We start from the raw sequence: 21040 nt of genomic DNA on the forward strand, positions 1-21040 counted from the left end.
CTAGCCTTGGCCGACCAGCCCCATCGCCCGTCCCCGGTCAACGCCCTGGCCGACCCCCATCACCCGGCCAGCATTTGCGCGCCGATCCCGTTCGTCCACATCTGCGCGGGAATCTGACAGCTCCCGGTCTCACCCAGGCAGCTTCAGCGGCGGCGTAACCACACGATGACGCCGACGGCGGCAGCCAGGGCAACCACCACCGGCACAACGCCGCGGGATGGGGCTGCACCCGTCGCCCGAGCAACGAACTGGTTCGACCGGGTGGAGTTTTCGACATGAGGGGCCACGGGCTTAGTCGTTGCTTGGCTCCCCGATTGCTGGGGCGGATCGCGACGTGTCACCGGAACGTCGGCCGGCGGGACGGTCGACGGTGGGCGGGTTGCTTCCGTCCGGGGCGACGAACGTTGGGACGCTCCTTGCCGGGCTCCCATCCGCGAAGCGTTAGCCCGCACCGAGGGCGATGCGGCCTCGGGCTTGCGATCCGCCTGGTCGGCGTGGCCCCCATCGCGGTCACGGCGCCGCCGCGGCGCCCATACCTCGTCTCCCAGCTCGTCGGGAATCAGCCACATCAGCAGGGCGAAGTTCACCGCCGCCAGGACACCGTGCAGAACAATGTCAGCGGCGTGGAACCCCAGGGGCGTCGGAATCGCGCGCGCGGTTGCGACGCTGCTGAAAAACAGCAATAGCGTGTAGGCCACCGCGCTCCCCGCGGTGACGGTTACCGCGGTGCGGCGACTGCCGACGGCCAGAATGCCCGCCACCCCGAGCGCCAGCAGTATGCCGCTTTGCGCGGGCGTCGATGCCAGGCCGAGAACCGGGGCACCGGTCGGGCCGGCGTGCGGATGCAGCGCAGCCGACACCAACCCGGCGATGCCGAACGCGGACACCAGCACGCCCTCGGCGAGCAGCATCCAGCGCCCGCTGTGGAAACGCCCCGGGTCCATCGGGACCCTGCGCAACCCCGACGTCGCCCCCGGGACTGGCCCCGCCGTAACCGGCATCGCGCGACCTCCAGCCTGAACAACAATCGCTACGACATCGGCTACCCATTGCGCCCGGTTCTACTCAAGGGGCCATTGGCCGCGAGGTGGCCAGATAACCGACGCGCGAGGCGGCGCGCGGAGCCCCCTGTCAGGATTGAACTGACGACCGCTCGCTTACAAGGCGAGTGCTCTACCACTGAGCTAAGGAGGCGGGATCAAACCGGTCCAAGCCTAATCGGTCACTCGCCGCTGTCGATCACACGCGTGGAGCGCACCGACCGGGACGCGGGACGCCGGCGGCCCGGCAGCGGAATGCGGTCCGCGATGTTGCTCAGCGGATTGACCACCATGGTCAGCGCGACGACGGCGTCCTGCAGCGTGGCGATCGCGGGCTCCAGCGCTTCCATCCCGGGCGTCAACCTCGCCAGGGTGTCGGCGACGTCCGTGAGCTGGTCCAGCGGTCCATTCTTCGCCGTCAGTTTGTCGACCAGGCCGCCCTCGCTGAGCAGCCGATCGGCCAGGCCATCCTCGGCCAGCAGCCGCTCGATCAACCCGTCCTCGGCGACGAGCTGGTCGGCCAGCCCGCCGGGCTGCAGCGTGCGGTGCAACCCGCCGCCCTCCGCGGTCAGGCGGTCGAGCAGACCGCCCTTCGACGTCAGCATGTCGACCACCCCGCCAGGGCGCAGCAACCGGTCGATCGGCCCGTCCGGCGCCACCGCCCGCCCAAGGGGCGCGTCGTCGTCCAGCAGCCGGGCGAGCCGGTTGGCGCGGACGATCGCGTCGTCGAGCCCCCACATCGATGTCATGGCGGCCGATCCGGCGGTGCCGCCGTCGCCCAACGCCCGCTTCGCCACACCCACCGCCGCGCTCGCGACGGTCAGGCTGGCGTCGGCGGCGGCGAGTCCGACGCGTGCCGGGGCGGTCGCGGTCGCGACGATCCGTGCGGCGAAGTTCATTCCACGAGTCTATTCGCGACGCGGCGGCGTCATCCGGCGCAGGTCCAAGCCGATGCGCCGATTCCTGGCAGACTATTATCAGAGTGTTGGCACTGAGCTCCCAGCAATCACACAACATTTACGTAGGAAACGTTCAACTAAGGGGCGAAGAACCTGATGACCGCGGCATCCCCAAACGAAACGAAACCGGAGGCTCGCGTCCTCGTGGTCGACGACGAGGCCAACATCGTCGAGTTGCTCTCGGTCAGCCTCAAGTTCCAGGGTTTCGAGGTCCACACCGCGACCAACGGAGCCCAGGCGCTGGATCGTGCGCGCGAAGCCCGTCCCGACGCGGTGATCCTCGACGTGATGATGCCCGGCATGGACGGGTTCGGGGTCCTGCGGCGCCTGCGCGCCGACGGCATCGACGCCCCGGCCCTGTTCCTTACTGCCCGGGATTCGTTGCAGGACAAGATCGCCGGTCTCACCCTCGGCGGCGACGACTACGTGACCAAACCGTTCAGCCTGGAAGAGGTCGTCGCCCGGTTGCGGGTCATCCTCCGTCGGGCCGGCAAGGGCGGCGCCGAGCCCCGCAGCGCCCGCCTGACGTTCGCCGACATCGAACTCGACGAAGAAACCCACGAAGTGTGGAAGGCCGGCGAACCGGTCTCGCTGTCGCCGACCGAATTCACGCTGCTGCGTTACTTTGTCATCAACGCGGGCACCGTCCTGAGCAAGCCCAAGATCCTCGATCACGTCTGGCGATACGACTTCGGAGGTGACGTCAATGTCGTCGAGTCCTACGTGTCTTACCTGCGGCGCAAGATCGACACCGGCGAGAAGCGGCTCCTGCACACATTGCGCGGAGTCGGCTATGTACTGCGGGAACCGCGCTGAGCCCGGGCTCGGTCGCCGGCGCTAGCGAGGAATCACGCACATGGCCACACAGCATCGACGTGAGTTGCCGCTCCGCGTAGGGCTGGTCGCCGCCACCCTGGTGCTGGTGGCCTGCGGCCTGGCGGTCTCGGGCATCGCGGTCACGTCGATCCTGCGGCACAGCCTGGTTACCCGGATCGATCAGACCCTGCTCGACGCGTCCCGAGGCTGGGCGCAGGCCCCGCGGCGGCAATCGCCGCCGCCCTACGAGGGCCCGGACCCCGCCCGGCCGCCGTCGAAGTTCTATGTGCGCGGCATCGGCACCGACGGCACGCCGTACACCGCCATCAACGACCGCAACGCCGAACCGGCGCTGCCGCCCAACAACGACGTGGGCCCCAACCCGACGACGCTGCCGTCGGTCAATGGGTCCGACATCCAGTGGCGCGCCGTGTCGGTGCGCGGCCCGCACGGCCTGACGACCGTCGCGATCGACCTGTCCGACGTCCAAAACACGGTCAGCTCCCTCGTCTGGCTGCAGATCGGAATCGGGGTCGCGGTGCTGGTCGTGGTCGGCATCGCCGGCTTCGCGGTGGTGCAGCGCAGCCTGCGGCCGCTGTCCGAAGTCGAGCGGACGGCCGCGGCGATCGCCGCCGGCCAGCTGGATCGCCGTGTGCCCGAACGTGATCCGCGCACCGAGGTGGGCCGGCTGTCGCTCGCCCTGAACGGGATGCTCGCGCAGATCCAGCAGGCGCTCGCGTCGTCGGAGTCGTCGGCCGAAAAGGCCCGCGGATCCGAGGAGCGGATGCGACGGTTCATCACCGACGCCAGTCACGAGCTGCGGACCCCGCTGACCACCATCCGGGGCTTCGCCGAGCTGTATCGCCAGGGCGCCGCACGCGATGTCGCCATGTTGCTGTCCCGGATCGAAAGTGAAGCCAGCCGAATGGGTCTGCTGGTCGACGACCTGCTGCTGCTGGCCCGCCTCGATGTGCAGCGGCCGCTCGAGCACAACCGGGTCGACTTGCTCGCGCTGGCCAGCGACGCGGTCCACGACGCGCAGGCGATGGACCCGAAACGCGCCATCACCATGGAGGTGCTCGACGGCCCCGGCACCCCGGAGGTGCTCGGCGACGAACCGCGGATCCGGCAGGTGCTCAGCAACCTGGTCGCCAACGCCTTGCAGCACACTCCGGAGAACGCCGACGTCACCGTCCGGGTCGGCACCAAGGGCGCGGACGCGGTGCTGGAAGTGGCCGACAAGGGACCCGGCATGACCGAGCAGGACGCATCACGGGTCTTCGAGCGGTTCTATCGCACCGATTCGTCGCGGGCACGCGCCAGCGGTGGTACCGGGTTGGGGCTGTCGATCGTCGACTCACTCGTGCGTGCGCACGGTGGCCACGTCAAGGTGACGACCTCGCCAGGGGAGGGCTGCTGTTTCCGCGTCACGCTGCCGCGCGTCAGCGAGGTACCGGCCCAGGAGCCGGTTCACGCCAATTGAGCCAGCGCCGCCTTGATCTTGGCTTGGGCCTCGTCCATGGACTCCGGTGACGGATTGCGGTCGACGTTGGCGAACCCGAAGTCGCTCAGACGGCGGGTGGGAAAGACGTGGACGTGCAGATGGGGCACCTCGAGCCCGGCGATGATCACCCCCGCGCGCTCGGTCCGGAAGGCCTTGCACACGGCCTTGCCGATGAGCTGACTCACGGCCATGATCCGGCCGAAGGTCGCGCCGTCGACGTCTTGCCACTGATCGATTTCGGCCCGCGGTACCACCAGCGTGTGACCCTGGGTCATGGGCTCGATCGTCAGGAACGCGACCACGTCGTCGTCCTCGTAGACAAAGCGGCCGGGAAGTTCACGGTTGATGATCTTGGTGAAGATCGACGCCATGGCCCCAGCATAGGGGCGCCGAAGTTTTCGCCATGGCCGTGGTCGGCCTCACGGCACGACTGTGAAGGCAATCCGGGCGATGAGTTGGACGCGCGCTGACGGTCAGTCCAGGAAAGGACCATCGACCCGCCAATCCCCAAGGAGTTCGACCATGTCACAGGTGCGCGTGCACAACTTCTCGGTTTCCCTCGACGGCTATGCCACTGGCAGTGGCCAAAGCCTCGATGCGCCTTTCGGGCATGCCGGCGGCCGCTTACACGAGTGGTTCTTCCGGACGCGCACCTTTCGGGCGATGCACGGCGAATCGGGTGGCACTACCGGTGTCGACGACGCGCTGGCCGGCCAATGGTGGCCGGGCATCGGTGCGGAAATCATGGGGCGCAACAAGTTCGGGCCGCAGCGGGGCCCGTGGACGGGCCAGCCGGGCGGTGAGGAGTGGAAAGGCTGGTGGGGCGCCGAGCCGCCATTTCACACCCCGGTGTTCGTGCTCACCCACCATCCCCGGCCGCCGATCGAGATGGACGGCGGCACCACCTTTCACTTCGTCGACGCCGGTCCGGAGCAAGCTATCCAGCTGGCCCGTAACGCGGCGGGGGATCTGGATATCCGCCTCGGTGGGGGACCTTCGACCGTCCGCGAATTCATCGCCGCGGACCTCGTCGACCACCTTCACGTTGTGCTGGTGCCCATCATCTTGGGGCGGGGGGAGTCGTTGTGGGAGGGGCTTGAGGACTTCCAGCAGCGATTCACGGTGGAGTCGGTGAGCAGTCCCAGCGGCGTCACGCACCTGATCTTCAGGCGCCGCTGACCACGCGGTGGCATCATCCCTCCTGGCCGAACTCCATGACATCGAGGTTCCAGTACCCGCGCATGTTGGTGATCAGCCCCGCCTCGTTGACCTTATAGGTGAACACGCCGCGGACCCTGCTGGTGAGACCGCCCTCAAACTTGCTCTGTAGCACCAGGATATGAGCGATCTCATCGGGAGAGCTGGACGGGAAAGTCTCTTCGCACGTGATGGTCAGCTGATTCTTGGCGATGTTGTTGTCGAAGAACTCGCCGACGGCGGCCTTGCCGCGCACGCCGGTGCCATCGGGGTTGGTGACGGACTTGCCGATCGGATCCTCGATGACGACGTCGTCGGTCATCAGCGCTAGCCAGCCGTCCCGGTCTTTGCCTTGCGCGCAGCGCCACGACGACTGCGACGCGGCTAGCGCGGGGGATTGAGCGGTTTGGGTCATGATCATCTCTCCTATCACTAGATTGCGCACGCCGCGCGTGCGCCTTCCTCGGTTGCCTTGCGGATCAGTCCCAGCCCGGTGCAGTCACCGGCAGCCTGCACCTGGGCGCCGGGCAGGGCGGCGACCAGCGCGTCGAACAAAGTGGTGTCGGGTTCGACCGTTCCGGCCAGCACGACGCTGTCGGCCTGCAACCGCCGGCTGGTGCCCGCCGCGGGCGTGAACAGCACCGCGTCGCCGGCGATCCGTTCCACGGTCGCCCGGACATGCACGGTGACGCCGAGCCGGTCGAGGCGATCCATGTGCTCAGTCCTGCGTTTGTTGCCCACTTCCGGGGCGATGTTCCTGCCGGATTCGAGCATCGACACCAACCGGCCCCGGCTCGCCAGGAATTCGGCCAGCTCCAGGGCGACCAGGTCACCGCCGACGATGACGACCCGGCGCCCGAACGGCATCCAGGCGCGACTGGCCAGCCGAACCGCGCCGGGCCGCAGGAGCCGTTGCCGCCAGCCGCCGAGCGCGGCAGCCCCCAGCCGCTGCCAGGTCGGTGCGCCCGATCGGGCTTGGCCGCCGAGCAATTCGCGCAATCCGGGTCCGCTATACACGTGCGGCAGGTCGGACCCCGGGATCGCCGGCACGGCCACCCGGCCCCCGGTGGCCACGACCACCGCGTCCGGGTCGGTGTCGACGACGTCCTGAGTCGAAACCGCCCGGCCCAAGCGGACTTCCGCGCCGCTGAGGTCGATCTCGTCGCGCAGGTAGCGCAGGAACGGCTGGTTCTCCGGATGCAGGACCGACGCCCAGCGCAGCGCCCCGCCCAGCGCGGCGCCGCGTTCGAAAAGCGTGACGCGGTGACCGCGTTGGGCGGCGACCCGCGCGGCCTCCAGCCCGGCCGGCCCGCCGCCGACCACCACCACGCGCTTGGCGCGCGCCACCGGAGCCGCGGCCAATTCACGTTCTTTGCCGGTACGCGGATTGACGGCACAGTCGACCGAGAAACGCTGTTCCATTGCGTCGATGCAGTTTTCGCACGAGATGCACCTGCGGACCCGGTGTGCCTGCCCGTCGCGCACCTTGCGCGGCAGGTCGGGATCGGCCAACAGGGGACGCCCCATGGCGATGAAATCGGCGCGCCCGTCGGCCAGGATCCGTTCGGCGCGGGCCGGGTCGTGGATGCGGCCGACGGCGATCACCGGCACGTCGACCACCTGCTTGACGGCGGCCGCGGCCCCGACGTTCAGCTCGTCCCCGTCGTCGGCGCCGTTGACCATTCCGGTCACCAAACGATCGATGACACCGCCGCTCACGTGGAACGCGTCCACACCGGCCGTCACGAACTCCGGTGCCAATTGCGCCGTCTCGAAGATGGGCCGCCCACCCGCGACCCGTTCGTAGCCGGAGACGCGCAACGTGATCGGCAGGGCGGTACCGATCTCGGAGCGGATCGCGGCCAGCGCCTCCAGCACAACCCGCGCCCGACCGCGCGCCGAATCGCCACGATAGTCGTCGGTGCGCCGATTGCGTTGCGGGGCAAGGAAGGAGCCCAGCAGCATGTAGCCGTGCGCGGCGTGCAGCTCGATGCCGTCGTAGCCGGCCTCGACGGCCCGCCGAGCCGCGGCCTTGAACAGATCGAGTACGGCGCACAGCTGTTGCTTGCTGATCTCGGCCGACGGGCGCCCGGTGAGGTAGGACGGAATCACCGACGGTCCCAACGACGTGACCCCGAAGATCTCGGGTCCCAGGCCGTCGGGACCGGCGTGCACGATCTGGGGCTGGATCATGGCGCCGTGTTGGTGCACGACCTCCACCAGGGCCCGGTGTGCGTCGACGGCCTCGTCGGTGGCCAGGTGCAGTCCGCCGGGCGTCTCGGGGTGGTGGTGGTCGATCCCGGTGGCGCCCAGCGTGATCAGGCCGACGCCGCCCTTGGCGCGGGCGGCGAAGTAGTCGCGGGTGCGCTCCGACGGCAGCCCATCGGGAGTGCCGTACATGGTCTCCATCGGAGACATGACGACGCGGTTGCGCACCGTCATGGCGCCGATTCGGCCCGGCGCCATCAGGTGACCGAACCCGGTCACTTGCGACTCAGCGGCTGGGAGTTACCGGTCGGCGTCCGTGTACCGGATGACGCCGCGAATGTTCTTGCCGTCCAGCATGTCCTGGTAGCCCTCGTTGATCTGCTCAAGGCGGTACTGGGTGGTCACCATGTCGTCCAGGTTCAGCTTGCCGGCCTGGTACATCGACAGCAGCTGCGGGATGTCGTACTGCGGGTTGCCGCCACCGAAGATGGTGCCCTGCAGGTTCTTCTGCATCAGGGTGAGCATGGCCAGGTTCAGGTTGACGTTGGTGTCCAGCAGGCTGCCGATGGCGGTCAGCACGCAGGTGCCGCCCTTCTGGGTGATGTTGAGGTAGTTGTCGATGTCGGCACCGTGCAGTTCGCCGACCGTGACAACGACCTTGTGGGCCATCAGGCCGTAAGTGACCTCCATGATGCCCATCAGCGCGGCGTTGATGTCGGGATAGACGTGCGTGGCGCCGAATTTCAGCGCCTGATCGCGCTTCCATTCGACCGGGTCGATCGCGAAGATGTAGCGCGCACCGGCGTTCACGGCGCCCTGCAGCGCGGCCATGCCGACCCCGCCGACGCCCACGATGGCGACGTCCTGGCCCGGCCGGATGTCGGCGGTGCGGACCGCCGAGCCGTAACCGGTGGTGACGCCGCAGCCGACCAGCGCGGCCACCTCGAACGGTACGGACGGGTCGATCTTCACCACGGAGCTGCGGTGCACCACCATGTACGGCGAGAAGGTGCCCAGCAGCGTCATGGGGAAGACGTTCTGGCCACGCGCTTGGATGCGGAACGTGCCGTCGGAGACCGCGGCACCGCCGAGCAGGCCGGCTCCCAGGTCGCACAGGTTGCGCATGCCGGCCTGGCAGGTCGCGCATTGCCCGCAGGACGGGATGAACGACAGCACCACGTGGTCACCCGGGGCGATGTCTTCGACGCCCGGGCCGACCTCGGTGACGATGCCGGCACCCTCATGCCCGCCCAGCACCGGGAAGCCGGCCATCGGGATTCCGCCGGTGACGAGGTGGTGATCGGAGTGGCACATGCCGGCCGCTTCCATCTGGATCTTGACCTCGTGCGCTTGCGGGTCGCCGATCTCGATTTCCTCGATGGACCAGGGCTGGTTGAACTCCCAGATGAGTGCGCCTTTTGTCTTCACGATGGTCCTGACCCCATTTCGCCTTTGAATCGATCAGCGCTGTCCGGCCCGTTGTGCCGGACAGCTTGGTGACGGGCGCCACAGCACCCTTGTCGCGTCAGCATAGCGCGTGCAACAAATCAAATGCTTGGTTGGTCCGTCCTCGGTCCGCGGTCACCAGATCGGAACCGGCGCCTGGCCGAGCGGGTAGTAGCCGGGCAGCTTCTCGCCGGCGATGCTGCGCTCGATCCGCTTCTGCATGCCGGTGCTGAGGTCGCCCGACTCGATCAGGGTCGCGAACATCTTCGCGACGTGGCCGAAGTCGAAGAAGTCTCGCTGCCACTCGATGAGATTGTCGGCGTTGAGGCGAAACCAGCTGCCGCCGATGCCGTAGATCTCGTCCTGGGTGCCGTCCGACTTGTTGACGATCTGCTTCCAGAAGCCGACGATCTCGCCCTGCTTCTCGTCGATGAGGACCTTCTGGTACTCGTACACCCAGTTCTCCAGGCCTTCCATCTCGAGACCGAGGGCGATGTCGCGGATCTCGTCGACGCCGACGCACATCACGTCTTCCTTGGGGCCGATGTTCCAGCCGTACGTGGCGTCCTGGGCGTAGAAGTCGGCCAACGGCCGCCAGTCACCGGCCTTCTCGCAGTCCTTGTTGGCCTGTAGCCAGCGATCGACCCATGTCTCGAGTTCCTCACGTGACGCCATCGTCAGTCTCCCTTGTCTTCTTTGATGAACAGTGCATGCGTTGGGCACATCTCGACCGCGCGTTCGACTTCGTCGCGGGCGTCCTCGGGCGGTTCGGGATCAAGGATCTCGACCTTGCCCCGTTTGGGCACCCGGAAGTAGTCCGGTGCCTCCAGTTCGCACATGGCGTGCCCCTGGCAGAGATCCAGATCCGCTTCGATTCGAAAACCCATGAGTGGTCAGGCTTTCCGCTTGCGGTAGCGCACCTTCGCCGGGCGGGCGAGCTGGACGACCATCTTGGAGTGGTCATTGTGATAGCTGTCGGCCGGCTGTGCCATTTCGAACTCGTACTCGCGAAGGAGAACCGAGAAGATCGCTTTGATCTGCATCTGGGCGAAAGCGGCGCCCACACAGCGATGCCGGCCGGCGCCGAACGGAATCCAGGTCCAACGGTTGACGATGTCGGCCTGCTCGGGCTTGTTGTAGCGGTCGGGGTTGAACGCGTCCGGGTCGGGGAAGTCCTCGGGAATCCGATTCGAAATCGCGGGGGACGCCGCGACGAAGTCCCCCTTGTGAATCGGGAAGCCCTGCACCTCGAACTCGCCCTGCGCCACGCGCATCAGGATGATCAGTGGCGGGTGCAGCCGCAGGGTCTCCTTGACCACGTTGTCCAGTTTCGGAATCGACCGCAGTGCATGGAAACTCACCTCTTGCCCGTCGGCGTACAGCTCCTCGAGCTCGGCCAGCACCTCGGCGTAGACCTCGGGGTGGCGGATCAGCTCGATCAGCGTCCACGCGGAAGTTCCGGAACTGGTGTGGTGCCCCGCGAACATCAACGAGATGAACATCCCGGTCACCTCGTCGGCCGAGAAGCGCGGTTTGCCCTCCTCGTCCCTGATCGAGACCAGCACGTCGAGCATGTCGCGGTCGGACTTGTCCTTCGGCGGATTGGCCAGCCGCTGATCCATGATCTCCTGCACCAGGGCGACGAGCTTGACGCGCGCCTCGTCGCGGAGCTTGAAACTTTCGATCGGCAGGTACGGATCGACGTAACACAGGGGGTCGGTACCGCGCTCCAGCATGTGGTAGTACTCCGCGAACCGGTGGTCGAGCTGCTCGCGGAACTTCAGCCCGATCAGGCAGGCGGTCGAGGTGTAGATGGTCAGCTCCGCGAAGAAGTCGAGCAGCTCGATCTCGCCGTGCTCGCCCCAGCCGGCGATCATCTTCTTGACCTCGCCCTCGATGGTGGCGGCGTGGCCCTTCATCTGCTCGCCGCGCAGCGCCGAGTTGTGCAGCATTTCCTTGCGCCGCTCGGGGCTGGCATCGAACACGACGCCCTTGCCGAAGATCGGCGTCATGAACGGGTACGCCTCGGCCTGGTCCAGATCCTCGTCCGCGGACCGGAAGAAGAATTCGTTGGCCTGGGCGCCGGACAGCAGGATCACGTGCTTGTCGACCAGCTGGAACCAGCCCACATCGCCGCACTCTTCCCGCACCCGCTTCATCAAACCGATTGGGTCCGTGCGGAATTCCTCGAGGTGACCGTGCTCTTCCTCGCCGCCGGAAACGCGGGGCACGATAGCGGTGTTCGCCGTAGTTGCATCAGCCATGTCCTGGCATCCCTTCTTCGCCCAGTGCGAGCTTCTGGCGATCCTTCTTGTCGGCCAACGGGGCTTCGGGCTGAAGCTCCATGTTGGCGATGAAGCCACCGCGCGGGGTCTCGGCGACAAACGTGATGGCGCGCGCCAGGTCCGCCGCCCGCAGGAAGTAGTCGTGACGGGCCTGGCCCCACTTGGCCCAGTCCTCCAGGGCGGGGCCGATCTTCTCGGCCGGCAGGCTCCAGCCCATCGACGTCTTCGTCGGTCCGGGGTGCACGATCGAAGCCCGCACGCCGGTGCCCTCGAGCTCCATCTGGAAGTTGGTGACCATGGCGACGAGCGCGGCCTTGGCGGCCCCATAGGCGCCCATGTGCGGCCGCTGGCGCAGGGCGACGTCCGAGCCGACGAAGATCAAGTCGCCGCGCTGCCGCTCCAACATGCCCGGAAGGACGGTGGAGGCCAACCGGAACGCGCCGACCAGATGGATCTGCAGCTGTGACTCGAATTCGTCGCCTGCGATCTCGGCGAGCTTGCCGAAGTAGGTGTCGCCCGCGCCGGCCACCAGCACCTCGATGGGCCCGAGCGCGTCGACAGACTGTGCGACAAAGGATTTCACTGAGTTGGGGTCCGTGACGTCCAGATGGAATCCGACCGCCTCGCCGCCTTCGGCGTTGATCTTGCCGACGATGTCGTTGAGTTTCTCTACGCGCCGGGCACCGAGGGCGACCGGAAAGCCATGCGCCGCGAGCTCGATGGCGGTGGCCTCTCCGATACCGGACGAGGCGCCGGCCACGATCGCCGGCCGTCGTTCGGGCAGGGGGTCGAAGCGGGGCATTCAGCGGACCTCCACGGTCATCGGTAGGTGAGCGAATCCGCGGACGTTGCTGGAGTGGACGCGGACGGCGTTGGCCTCGTCCACCTCATATCCGCGGATTCGCTTGAACAACTCGGTGAGCGCGACCCGGGCTTCCATCCGAGCCAGATGCGCGCCCAGGCAGAAATGTGCGCCACTGCCGAAACTCAAGAGTTTGGGCCCGATTTCGCGCCCAATCAGATAGTCGTCGGGGTTGTCGAAGACCCGCTCGTCGCGGTGGCCCGAACCGGGCAACAGCAGCAGGACGTCGCCCTCGGGGATGGTGGTGTCGTAGAGGGTGAGCTCCCCGGACACGGTGCGGGCCAGGATTTGGCTGGAGGTGTCGTAGCGCAGGGTCTCCTCGACCCACTGCGGCACCAGTGCAGGGTCGGCATAGACCGGAGTCAGTTGATCCGGGTTCTTGTGCCCCCAAAAGGCCGCATTCGCAAGCAGTTTGGTGGTGGTCTCATTTCCGGCGATCACCATCAAGAACATGAAGCCGAGCACTTCGTCGTCGGTGAGGCGGTCACCGTCGATCTCGGCCTCCAGCAGCGCCGAGGTCAGGTCGTTCGTCAATTTCTTGCGCCGCTCGGCCACCATGCCCTGGTAGTAGACGATCAGGTTGATGGAGGCCTCGACCGCCTCCGGCGGCACGTCGGTGACACCCTCGTCGCGGTGCATCACGCCGTCGGCCCAGGCCCGGACCTGAACTCGATCCGGCTCGGGAACGCCCATCAACTCGGAGATGACGTCCATGGGCAGCTTTCCGGCGAACTCGTCGACGTAGTCGACCGTGCCGTCCGCTGAAGACCTGGCCTTTTCCAGCATGGTGTCCAGGTGTCGGGTCGCGATCTCGGTGACACTCGGCTCCAGCTCCCGAATCCGCCTGGGGGTGAACCCTTTCGAAACGAGCGTCCGCAGCCGCAGATGCGCGGGGTCGTCCATCGCCAGAAAGGACATCGTCTTGGACGCGTGCGGGCCGCGCGACGCCGGATCCAGCGAGACGCCGTACTTGTTGGACAGCGTGGTGCTGTTGCGGAACCCCTGCAGCACGTCTTGGTGCCGCGACAGCGCCCAGAACTTCAGCTCGTCGTTGCGATACAGCGGCGCCTCGTCGCGCAGCCGCTTGTAGTACGGATACGGATCTTCGTGGAAGTCGTAGTCGTAGGGATCGAGGACCAGCTCGTGGTCGCCAACATGAACGGTCATTCGGTGCTCGTCTCCTGGCTCGTCTCTCCGGCGCCGGTGAGAATCAGCCGCACCACGTAGGCCAGCCGGTCGGCGATCTCGCGGTAGGTGAATTCGCCGCTGCCGGCCTGCACCAGCGCCCCGAAGAACGACATCTCCAGCGCGGAAACGGCGGTGGGATCGGCGTCGGGGCCCATGGCGGACGTGATCCTGCGGTGGATCTCCGCGCCGATCCGGTCGCGCGCGGCGGCCACCGCGGGCTCTGCGCCGCCGCTGAGCAACGCCGTCGTGCATGCGGCGCTGACCTCGGGTTCGTCGGCGACCACCAGGGCCAGGTGGCGCAAAACCTGCTCGACCCGGTTGGGCATCCGTTCGTTGACGTCGGTGAAATAGGGGACCTGCCGCACCAGGTCGAGGTAGACCTCGGCGATCAGGTGGTTCTTCGAAGAGAAGTACGTGTAGGCGGTGGCGGGGGCGACCTTGGCGCGGGCCGCGACCGCGCGGACCGTGAGGTCCGCGTACGACTTCTCCCGCAGCGTCTCGATGCCGGCCGCCAGCACCTTGCGGAACGTCTCCTCTTGGCGGCGGTTGCGCGCCGGCGGACCGCTCTGGTGTTCGGCCTGAGACGTGATCGTCACCAGTGCATCGCTGGACACATGTCCAAGCTATCGGACGGACGAGACCGGAAGCAAGCCTGATCGGCAAAGATGCCCGTTAATGTGGCATTTTTCGCCCGGCAACCGCCGGCATCGAGATCGGCCCTTGCACCGTGGATGGCGCGGCAGCTATGGTTCGATCGGACGATATCGGACAACTGTCCACTTGGTTCGCATGCGCGATTGCCGCACAGACGGGAGCGGGAGATGGCCTTGCTGGCCGACGGCGTGAGCACACTTTTCATCGACGGCAAGATGTCGCCCGGCAGCGCCGGCACTTTCCCGACGATCAATCCGGCGACCGAGGAAGTCCTGGGGGCGGCGGCCGACGCCGACGCCGACGACATGGCCCGTGCCATCGACGCCGCTCGGCGCGCCTTTGACGAGACGGACTGGTCGCGCGACACCGAACTGAGGGTGGGGTGCGTGCGGCAGCTGCGCGCGGCGATGCAGCAGCACCTCGAAGAGCTGCGCGACCTGACCATTGCCGAGGTCGGCGCGCCGCGAATGCTCACGAGCATCGCCCAGCTGGAGGGTCCGGTCAACGATCTCGCGTTCGCGGCCGACACCGCCGAATCCTACGAGTACAACCAGGATCTCGGCGATGCGTCGCCGATGGGAATCCCCACTCGCCGCACCATCGCCCGTGAGGCTGTCGGCGTCGTCGGAGCCATCACCCCGTGGAATTTTCCCCATCAGATCAACCTCGCCAAGATCGGGCCCGCGCTGGCCGCCGGTAATACCGTCGTCCTGAAGCCGGCGCCCGACACCCCTTGGTGTGCCGCCGTGCTCGGGGAACTCATCGCCGAACACACCGACTTTCCACCCGGTGTGATCAACATCGTGACGTCCAGCGACCACGGCGTTGGTGCGCTGCTGGCCAAAGACCCTCGGGTGGACATGGTTTCGTTCACCGGGTCGACCGCCACGGGCCGCAGCGTGATGGCCGACGGCGCCGCGACCATCAAGAAGGTGTTCCTCGAGCTGGGCGGCAAGTCGGCGTTCATCGTCCTCGACGACGCCGACTTGAGTGGCGCGGTGGGGATGGCCGGATTCTCGGTGTGCATGCACGCCGGGCAGGGGTGCGCGATCACCACCCGGTTGGTGGTGCCGCGCGCGAAGTATGACGAGGCCGTCGCCATCGCGGCCGCCACAATGGGTGGCATCAAGGCGGGTGACCCCACCGATCCCGGAACCATCTGCGGTCCAGTGATTTCGGCGCGCCAGCGGGACCGGATCCAGGGCTACCTCGACTCGGCCATCGCCGAGGGCGGGACGTTCGCCTGCGGTGGCGGCCGGCCGGCCGACCGCGAAGTCGGCTTCTTCATCGAGCCCACGGTGATCGCGGGACTGGGCAACGACGCGCGCTGCGCACGCGAGGAGATCTTCGGGCCCGTCCTGACGGTGATTCCACACGACGGCGACGACGACGCCGTCCGCATTGCCAACGATTCGCCATATGGGTTGTCGGGCACCGTATTCGGCGCCGACCCGGATAGGGCGGCGCGGGTCGCCGCGCGGGTGCGCGCGGGCACCATCAATGTCAATGGCGGGGTGTGGTACTCGGCCGACGCGCCCTTCGGCGGCTACAAGCAGTCCGGAAACGGTCGCGAGATGGGTCTGGCCGGTTTCGAGGAATACCTGGAACTGAAGACCATCGCGACGGCGATCTGACCAGAGGAGCTAGACAGCATGCGGTTTGAGAACAAGGTCGGCATCGTCACCGGGTCCGGCGGCGGCATCGGCCAGGCCTACGCCGAGGCGCTCGCGCGCGAGGGCGCGGCGGTGGTAGTCGCCGACATCAATGCGGAGGCGGCCGAGGGGGTGGCCAAGCAGATCTCCGCCGACGGCGGCACGGCGATCAGCATCCCGGTCGACGTGTCCGACCCGGCGTCGGCCAAGGCGATGGCGGATCGCACGCTGGCGGAATTCGGGGGCATCGACTACCTGGTCAACAACGCGGCGATCTTCGGCGGCATGAAGCTGGACTTCCTGCTCACCATCGACCCCGAGTACTACAAGAAGTTCATGAGCGTCAACCTCGACGGCGCGTTGTGGTGCACGCGCGCCGTCTACAAGAAGATGGGCAAGCGCGGCGGTGGGGCGATCGTGAACCAGTCGTCCACGGCGGCGTGGTTGTACTCGAACTACTACGGCCTGGCCAAGGCCGGGGTGAACGGTCTGACGCAACAGCTCTCCCGCGAGCTGGGCGGCCAGAACATTCGGATCAACGCGATTGCGCCCGGCCCCATCGACACCGAGGCGAATCGGACGACCACCCCGCAGGAGATGGTCGCCGACATCGTCAAGGGTCTTCCCCTGTCACGCATGGGAACTCCCGAGGATCTGGTCGGGATGTGCCTCTTCCTGCTGTCCGACGAGGCATCGTGGATCACGGGGCAGATCTTCAACGTCGACGGCGGGCAGATCATCCGGTCATGAGTGATCACTACAAGCTGGGTTACATCGGTCTGGGCAACATGGGCGCCCCGATGGCCACAAAGATGACCGAGTGGCCGGGCGGGGTGACGGTTTACGACATCCGGACGGATGCGATGACACCGCTGGCGGAGAAGGGCGCCGGCCTGGCCGACAGTGTCGCCGACGTCGCGTCCGCCGACATCGTCCACGTCACCGTGCTCAACGACGACCAGGTACGTGAGGTCGTCGCCGAGCTGGCCGCCCACGCCAAGCCTGGCACGGTAATCGCGATCCACTCGACCATCAGCGACACCACGGCCGCGGAACTGGCGGCCGAACTCAGACCGCAGGGCATTCACGTCGTGGACGCACCCGTCAGCGGCGGTACGGCCGCCGCCGCGAAAGGCGAGCTGGCCACGATGGTCGGGGCCGAACGCGAGGTGTACGAGCGGATCAAGCCGGCGTTCAAGCACTGGGCGACGGTCGTCATCCACGCCGGCGAGCCGGGCGCGGGGACGCGAATGAAGCTGGCCCGCAACATGTTGACGTTCACGTCGTACGTCGCGGCGTGTGAGGCCATGAACCTGGCCGAGGCCGCGGGCCTGGATCTGCAGGCGCTGGGCCGAGTGGTGCGGCACACCGATGCCCTCACCGGCGGGCCGGGCGCGATCATGGTCCGCGACGACATGAATGACCTTCGGCCGGAACACTTTCTGTATCAGCCGTTCATGCACACCCGTGGTCTGGGGGAAAAGGACCTGAGCCTGGCATTGGCGTTGGGCGAGGCGCTGTCGGTCGACCTGCCCCTGGCCGGGCTGGCGTACGAGGGGCTGGCGGCTGGCCTCGGGCTGCCACACACAGAGAAAGAGGCGTGATGGACGAACTTCGCCGCAAGGGCCTCGAGAAGATGAACGAGGTTTACGGCTGGGAAATGCCCAACATCGAGGGCGACGCGTATTTTGACCTGACCGTCGACCACCTGTTCGGCAGCATCTGGACGCGACCGGGATTGTCGATGCGCGACAAGCGCATCATGACATTGACCGCCGTGACCGCTGTCGGAAACCGCGACCTGGCCGAGATTCAGATCAACGCCGCGCTGCTCAACGGGGAGCTCACCGAAACCGAGTTGAAGGAGATGGCCGTCTTCCTCACCCACTATCTCGGGTTCCCGCTGGGTTCCGCGCTGAACGGCGCCGTCGACGCCGTCGTCGCCAAGCGCAGGAAGGCCGCGGCCAAAGGGGCGGGGGAGGACAAGAAGGCCAACGTGGACGCCGCGTTGAAGATGCACTCCGGCGACAAGGACTGACTAGGCGTGCCGCGAAGCCTCCTGTGCCAGCTGGACTCTCGAGCTGATGCCGAGCTTCGAATAGACGTGGCTGAGATGTGCCTGCACGGTGCGCGCCGAGACGAAAAGGCGTGCGGCGATGTCCTTGTTCTGCAGTCCCTCGCTGACCAGCCTGACCACGTTGATCTCCGCGGGGGTCAGTGACGCCCAGCCCGTTGCGGGTCGCTTGCGTTCACCGCGGCCGCGCCGCGCATAGGCGATCGCTTCCTCCGTGGAGAGGGCCTCTCCTTCGGCCCGAGCCCGGTGGAATTCGTCGTCTCCCAACGCGTCGCGCAGGGCCGCGACGGCGGCGTCATGTGCGGCGTCGTGAATCTTGAATCGCACATGCCCGGTTCGTTCTCGTTCTGAGGTTGCCGCTCCCAACAGCCGCGCGGCTTCTCGGTTCGCGCCTGCGCCCACCGCGAGGGTGGCCAGGCATTCCATGACGTCAGGAAGGACGAAGTACGCCTTGTGGTCGACCGCTCCGGCAAGCGCGCCGTGGGCGTCGCGTTCCGCTTGCTCCCAGTCTCGTTGGGCGATCGCGACCCGCGCACGCTTCACCAGGGCGAGCACCCGATGAACCCCCGGGGCGACGGCAATGGCGTCGTCGGCGCAGCGGCGCGCCGATGTCAGATCCCCCTGTGCGAGCGAGATTTCCGCCAGCGGAATGACGTTGACGACAGCGAGTTCAGGCTGGACCTTCAGCCGCTGCCATGCCGCCTCGCCGGCGCGGGCCGATGCGTCCACATCCCCCGCGGCGACCATCGCGACGGCCAGCGCGGCGTACGCGTAGCCCTGGTTGAAGGGTCCGAGGTCTGTGGCGGCTTCAACGGCTGCATTCGCGGCCACCCGCGCCGCGCTCGTGTCACCGGTGTAGGCGAGCATGTGGCCCAGGCTGACGAGGCTGGCCATCTTCCACGTTTCGTCGTGGGCCGTGTCCGACTCGGCAACCAGCGCCCGGAATTGTGCAATGGCGCCCACCAGATCTCCCTCCCACCACTGCGCCAAACCGATACACCACCGGCACCCGCGAGAGGCGTAGCCGTCGCCGATCGCGTCAGCGATGTCACGGCCTTCTTCACCGGCCGCGCGTGCAGCGACCGGATCCCCCTTGCCCGTGACGGCCGCGAAGGCCTGGAACGCGAGGATCTGGTTCAAACTCCAGTCATCTCCCACTGTGCGAGCGAGGCCGAGCGCTTCGTCGAAGTACGAGCCGGCAACGGCCGCATCGTAGGCGGCGATGATTCCGCAACCTGCAAGCGCGCGAACCACCAACGCCGGGTCGTCGATCTCACGGGCGAGCGCCAGAGCTTCCAACGCCATGTCCATGTTGTCGTGGATGGTCTGCGCGCCCTCGAGTATCGCTTTGTCCGCGAGCGCCCGGGCGCGGACGGGGAGCGGCACCTCCACGTCGTGCGCGGCGGCGTCCGCCAGCGCCACGTCGAACCAGGCTGTGCCCTCCCGCAAACGGCCGCGAGTGGTCCAAAGCGGTTGTAAGACCGAGGCTAGCCGCAACGCCTGCGAGATCTCGGCGTTTTCCCGGCACCACGCGAATGCCGCGCGCAGGTTGTCCATCTCGATGGCGGCCTGCTCGATGCGGCTCTGATGAGCGGTGCGCCCCGGCACGTCGAGCTCTGCTGCCAGCGCAACGTAGTGGTCGCGGTGGCGACCGCGCACGGCGTCGGCCTCACCGGACTCGCCGAGCTTCTCCAGGGCGTACTGGCGAATCGTCTCCAGCATTCGGTAACGCGCGCCGCAGTGCGTATCCTCGGCCACCACGAGGGACTTTTCGATCAACAGTGTGAGCTGGTCGAGTGTCTGATACCGCTCGACGTCACTTTCGCCGCAAACCTCCTGGGCCGCATCGAGATCAAAGCCGCCCATGAACACTGCGACGCGGCGGAACAGGACTCGTTCGGGTTCGGTCAGTAGCGCGTGCGACCAGTCGACCGAGGCCCGCAACGTCTGCTGGCGGCGTACGGCTGTTCGCGAACCGCCGGTCAGGAGCCGAAAGCGGTTGCGCAAGCTGTCGAGAATCTGCTCCAACGACAGTGCCCGAACCCGCGCGGCGGCCAGCTCTATCGCCAGCGGGATTCCATCGAGACGCCGGCAGATCTCGATGACCGTTTCCGAATTATCCTTGGTCACAGTAAAATCGGGCCGGACGTGGCGGGCGCGGTCGGAAAAGAGGGTCACCGCCTCGTCAGCCAGCGTCAGTGAGGGCACCGCCCACGCGACCTCGCCGGCCACCCGCAGCGGTTCACGGCTTGTCGCGAGGATGGTCACGCCCGGGCAAGCCGCCAACAGCGCGACCGAGAGCGAGGCGCAGGCGTCGATCAGGTGCTCGCAATTGTCGAGGAGGACGAGCATGCGCCGGCCGGCTACGAAACGTGTGAGCGTGTCGATTGTCGAACGCCCCGCCTGGTCGGGCAGCCCCAACGCTCGCGTCACCGTGACCGGGACAACGCCGGAATCGGCGATGGGCGCCAGGTCGACGTACCACACCCCGTCTTCGAAATCGTCATCGAGCCGGTCCGCAATCTGCACCGCCAGCCGGGTCTTTCCCACGCCGCCGGCGCCCGTGAGCGTCACCAACCGTCCGTCGGTGATGATCCGTCGCACGGCCGCGACCTCGGCGCCGCGGCCGACGAAACTGGTGAATTGCGGCGGAAGATTCAAGCGCCCTGTGTGTTTCGTCGAGCGGAGCGGCGGAAAGTCGTTGCGGAGGTCGGCGTGACAAAGCTGCGTCACCCGTTCGGGCCGCGGCAGATCCCGCAGCGGGTGGGTGCCCAGCTCAAGCATCCACGCGTCGGGAGGCAGCCCGTCGGCGAGCAGGTCGCTTGTCGTGGCCGATAGGACCGTCTGGCCGCCGTGAGCCAGGTCGCGCAGCCGCGCGGCGCGGTTTATCGTCGGTCCGATGTAATTTGCCTCGTCGCGCAGTTGGACCTCGCCGGTATGCAGTCCGATTCGCAGATGGATCGGCGCAAGTGCCGTCAGTTGCAGACCGAGCGCAAACCCGGCCGCGTCGCTCGCCCGGGCGAAGGCGACCACGAAGCTGTCGCCCTCACCCTGTTCGACCGGGCGGACCCCGTTGTGCTCGGTCACCAGGTCCGACACCGCCTGGTCCAGCCGCGTGACGGCGGCGCGCATTTCATCGGGCTGGGTCTGCTCCT

Annotated in this window: 20 protein-coding genes and 1 tRNA gene; 7 read left to right on the forward strand and 14 right to left on the reverse strand. The window is 67.2% G+C overall.

Annotated elements, in window-relative coordinates:
* Positions 1–143 precede the first annotated feature (143 nt).
* From A9X05_RS28760 to A9X05_RS28770, 3 genes are all read right to left on the reverse strand, one after another.
* Positions 144–911, reverse strand: coding sequence for a DUF4383 domain-containing protein (locus tag A9X05_RS28760; RefSeq protein ID WP_197499235.1), 768 nt, complete (start codon positions 909–911; stop codon positions 144–146).
* A gap of 211 nt (positions 912–1122) precedes the next feature.
* A tRNA-Thr gene (locus A9X05_RS28765) sits at positions 1123–1194 on the reverse strand.
* Between the two features lie 28 nt (positions 1195–1222).
* Positions 1223–1939, reverse strand: coding sequence for a hypothetical protein (locus A9X05_RS28770; RefSeq protein WP_067785777.1), 717 nt, complete (start codon positions 1937–1939; stop codon positions 1223–1225).
* 156 nt (positions 1940–2095) lie between these two features.
* Here A9X05_RS28770 and phoP point away from each other — a divergent pair, with 156 nt between their 5' ends.
* Positions 2096–2815: a two-component system response regulator PhoP gene (phoP, locus tag A9X05_RS28775; protein WP_067761426.1), complete on the forward strand. Its 720-nt coding sequence runs from the start codon at positions 2096–2098 to the stop codon at positions 2813–2815.
* A gap of 40 nt (positions 2816–2855) precedes the next feature.
* Positions 2856–4298 carry a cell wall metabolism sensor histidine kinase WalK gene (locus A9X05_RS28780; RefSeq protein WP_067761429.1) on the forward strand — a complete coding sequence of 481 codons (1443 nt, stop codon included), beginning with the start codon at positions 2856–2858 and terminating at the stop codon, positions 4296–4298.
* On the opposite strand, the gene A9X05_RS28785 is transcribed toward A9X05_RS28780, so the two are convergent.
* Positions 4286–4690: an HIT family protein gene (locus A9X05_RS28785; protein ID WP_067785780.1), complete on the reverse strand. Its 405-nt coding sequence runs from the start codon at positions 4688–4690 to the stop codon at positions 4286–4288. The two genes, A9X05_RS28780 and A9X05_RS28785, sit on opposite strands and share 13 nt — an antisense overlap.
* Before the next feature lie 151 nt (positions 4691–4841).
* Between A9X05_RS28785 and A9X05_RS28790 the strand changes: the two genes are divergently transcribed.
* Positions 4842–5498 (forward strand): dihydrofolate reductase family protein, encoded by a 657-nt coding sequence (locus A9X05_RS28790; RefSeq protein WP_067785783.1) that lies wholly within the window; start codon positions 4842–4844, stop codon positions 5496–5498.
* Between the two features lie 13 nt (positions 5499–5511).
* Here the strand turns inward: A9X05_RS28790 and A9X05_RS28795 are convergent, their stop codons facing one another.
* The 9 genes from A9X05_RS28795 to A9X05_RS28835 form a co-directional block, all read right to left on the reverse strand.
* Positions 5512–5931 (reverse strand): ketosteroid isomerase family protein, encoded by a 420-nt coding sequence (locus tag A9X05_RS28795; RefSeq protein ID WP_067761479.1) that lies wholly within the window; start codon positions 5929–5931, stop codon positions 5512–5514.
* Between the two features lie 17 nt (positions 5932–5948).
* On the reverse strand, positions 5949–8003 hold the full coding sequence (locus A9X05_RS28800) for an FAD-dependent oxidoreductase (protein WP_067785786.1): 2055 nt from the start codon (positions 8001–8003) through the stop codon (positions 5949–5951).
* Positions 8004–8024: 21 nt separating this feature from the next.
* Positions 8025–9152 (reverse strand): NDMA-dependent alcohol dehydrogenase, encoded by a 1128-nt coding sequence (locus tag A9X05_RS28805; protein ID WP_067761441.1) that lies wholly within the window; start codon positions 9150–9152, stop codon positions 8025–8027.
* Positions 9153–9305: 153 nt separating this feature from the next.
* On the reverse strand, positions 9306–9845 hold the full coding sequence (locus A9X05_RS28810; protein ID WP_067269381.1) for a hypothetical protein: 540 nt from the start codon (positions 9843–9845) through the stop codon (positions 9306–9308).
* Between the two features lie 2 nt (positions 9846–9847).
* Entirely contained in the window at positions 9848–10057 is a 210-nt protein-coding gene (locus A9X05_RS28815; protein ID WP_067761444.1) for a ferredoxin, read from the reverse strand.
* 6 nt (positions 10058–10063) lie between these two features.
* A complete protein-coding gene (locus A9X05_RS28820; RefSeq protein WP_067785789.1) occupies positions 10064–11434 on the reverse strand; it encodes a cytochrome P450 in 1371 nt (456 codons plus the stop codon).
* On the reverse strand, positions 11427–12257 hold the full coding sequence (locus tag A9X05_RS28825; RefSeq protein WP_067785793.1) for an SDR family oxidoreductase: 831 nt from the start codon (positions 12255–12257) through the stop codon (positions 11427–11429). The genes A9X05_RS28820 and A9X05_RS28825 overlap by 8 nt, the downstream gene beginning before the upstream one ends.
* Positions 12258–13484 carry a cytochrome P450 gene (locus A9X05_RS28830; RefSeq protein ID WP_067761453.1) on the reverse strand — a complete coding sequence of 409 codons (1227 nt, stop codon included), beginning with the start codon at positions 13482–13484 and terminating at the stop codon, positions 12258–12260.
* The gene (locus tag A9X05_RS28835) at positions 13481–14119 is read right to left on the reverse strand and encodes a TetR/AcrR family transcriptional regulator (protein WP_067785795.1); all 639 of its coding nucleotides are present in this window, start codon (positions 14117–14119) and stop codon (positions 13481–13483) included. Before A9X05_RS28835 ends, A9X05_RS28830 begins: the two co-directional genes overlap by 4 nt.
* A 207-nt stretch (positions 14120–14326) precedes the next feature.
* Between A9X05_RS28835 and A9X05_RS28840 the strand changes: the two genes are divergently transcribed.
* Genes A9X05_RS28840 through A9X05_RS28855 form a run of 4 tightly spaced genes read left to right on the forward strand, consistent with a single transcriptional unit; the run spans position 14327 to position 17849 of the window.
* The gene (locus A9X05_RS28840) at positions 14327–15793 is read left to right on the forward strand and encodes an aldehyde dehydrogenase (protein WP_067785798.1); all 1467 of its coding nucleotides are present in this window, start codon (positions 14327–14329) and stop codon (positions 15791–15793) included.
* An 18-nt stretch (positions 15794–15811) separates the two neighbouring features.
* Positions 15812–16561 (forward strand): SDR family oxidoreductase, encoded by a 750-nt coding sequence (locus A9X05_RS28845; RefSeq protein ID WP_067785801.1) that lies wholly within the window; start codon positions 15812–15814, stop codon positions 16559–16561.
* A complete protein-coding gene (locus A9X05_RS28850; protein WP_067785805.1) occupies positions 16558–17415 on the forward strand; it encodes an NAD(P)-dependent oxidoreductase in 858 nt (285 codons plus the stop codon). The genes A9X05_RS28845 and A9X05_RS28850 overlap by 4 nt, the downstream gene beginning before the upstream one ends.
* Positions 17415–17849, forward strand: a complete 435-nt coding sequence (locus A9X05_RS28855; protein ID WP_067761468.1) for a carboxymuconolactone decarboxylase family protein — start codon at positions 17415–17417, stop codon at positions 17847–17849. The genes A9X05_RS28850 and A9X05_RS28855 overlap by 1 nt, the downstream gene beginning before the upstream one ends.
* Here A9X05_RS28855 and A9X05_RS28860 read toward each other — a convergent pair whose 3' ends face one another.
* The gene (locus A9X05_RS28860; protein ID WP_067785808.1) at positions 17850–21017 is read right to left on the reverse strand and encodes a LuxR C-terminal-related transcriptional regulator; all 3168 of its coding nucleotides are present in this window, start codon (positions 21015–21017) and stop codon (positions 17850–17852) included.
* Positions 21018–21040 lie beyond the last annotated feature (23 nt).

The organism is Mycobacterium sp. E3298 (assembly GCF_001666895.1).
GTDB lineage: Bacteria > Actinomycetota > Actinomycetes > Mycobacteriales > Mycobacteriaceae > Mycobacterium.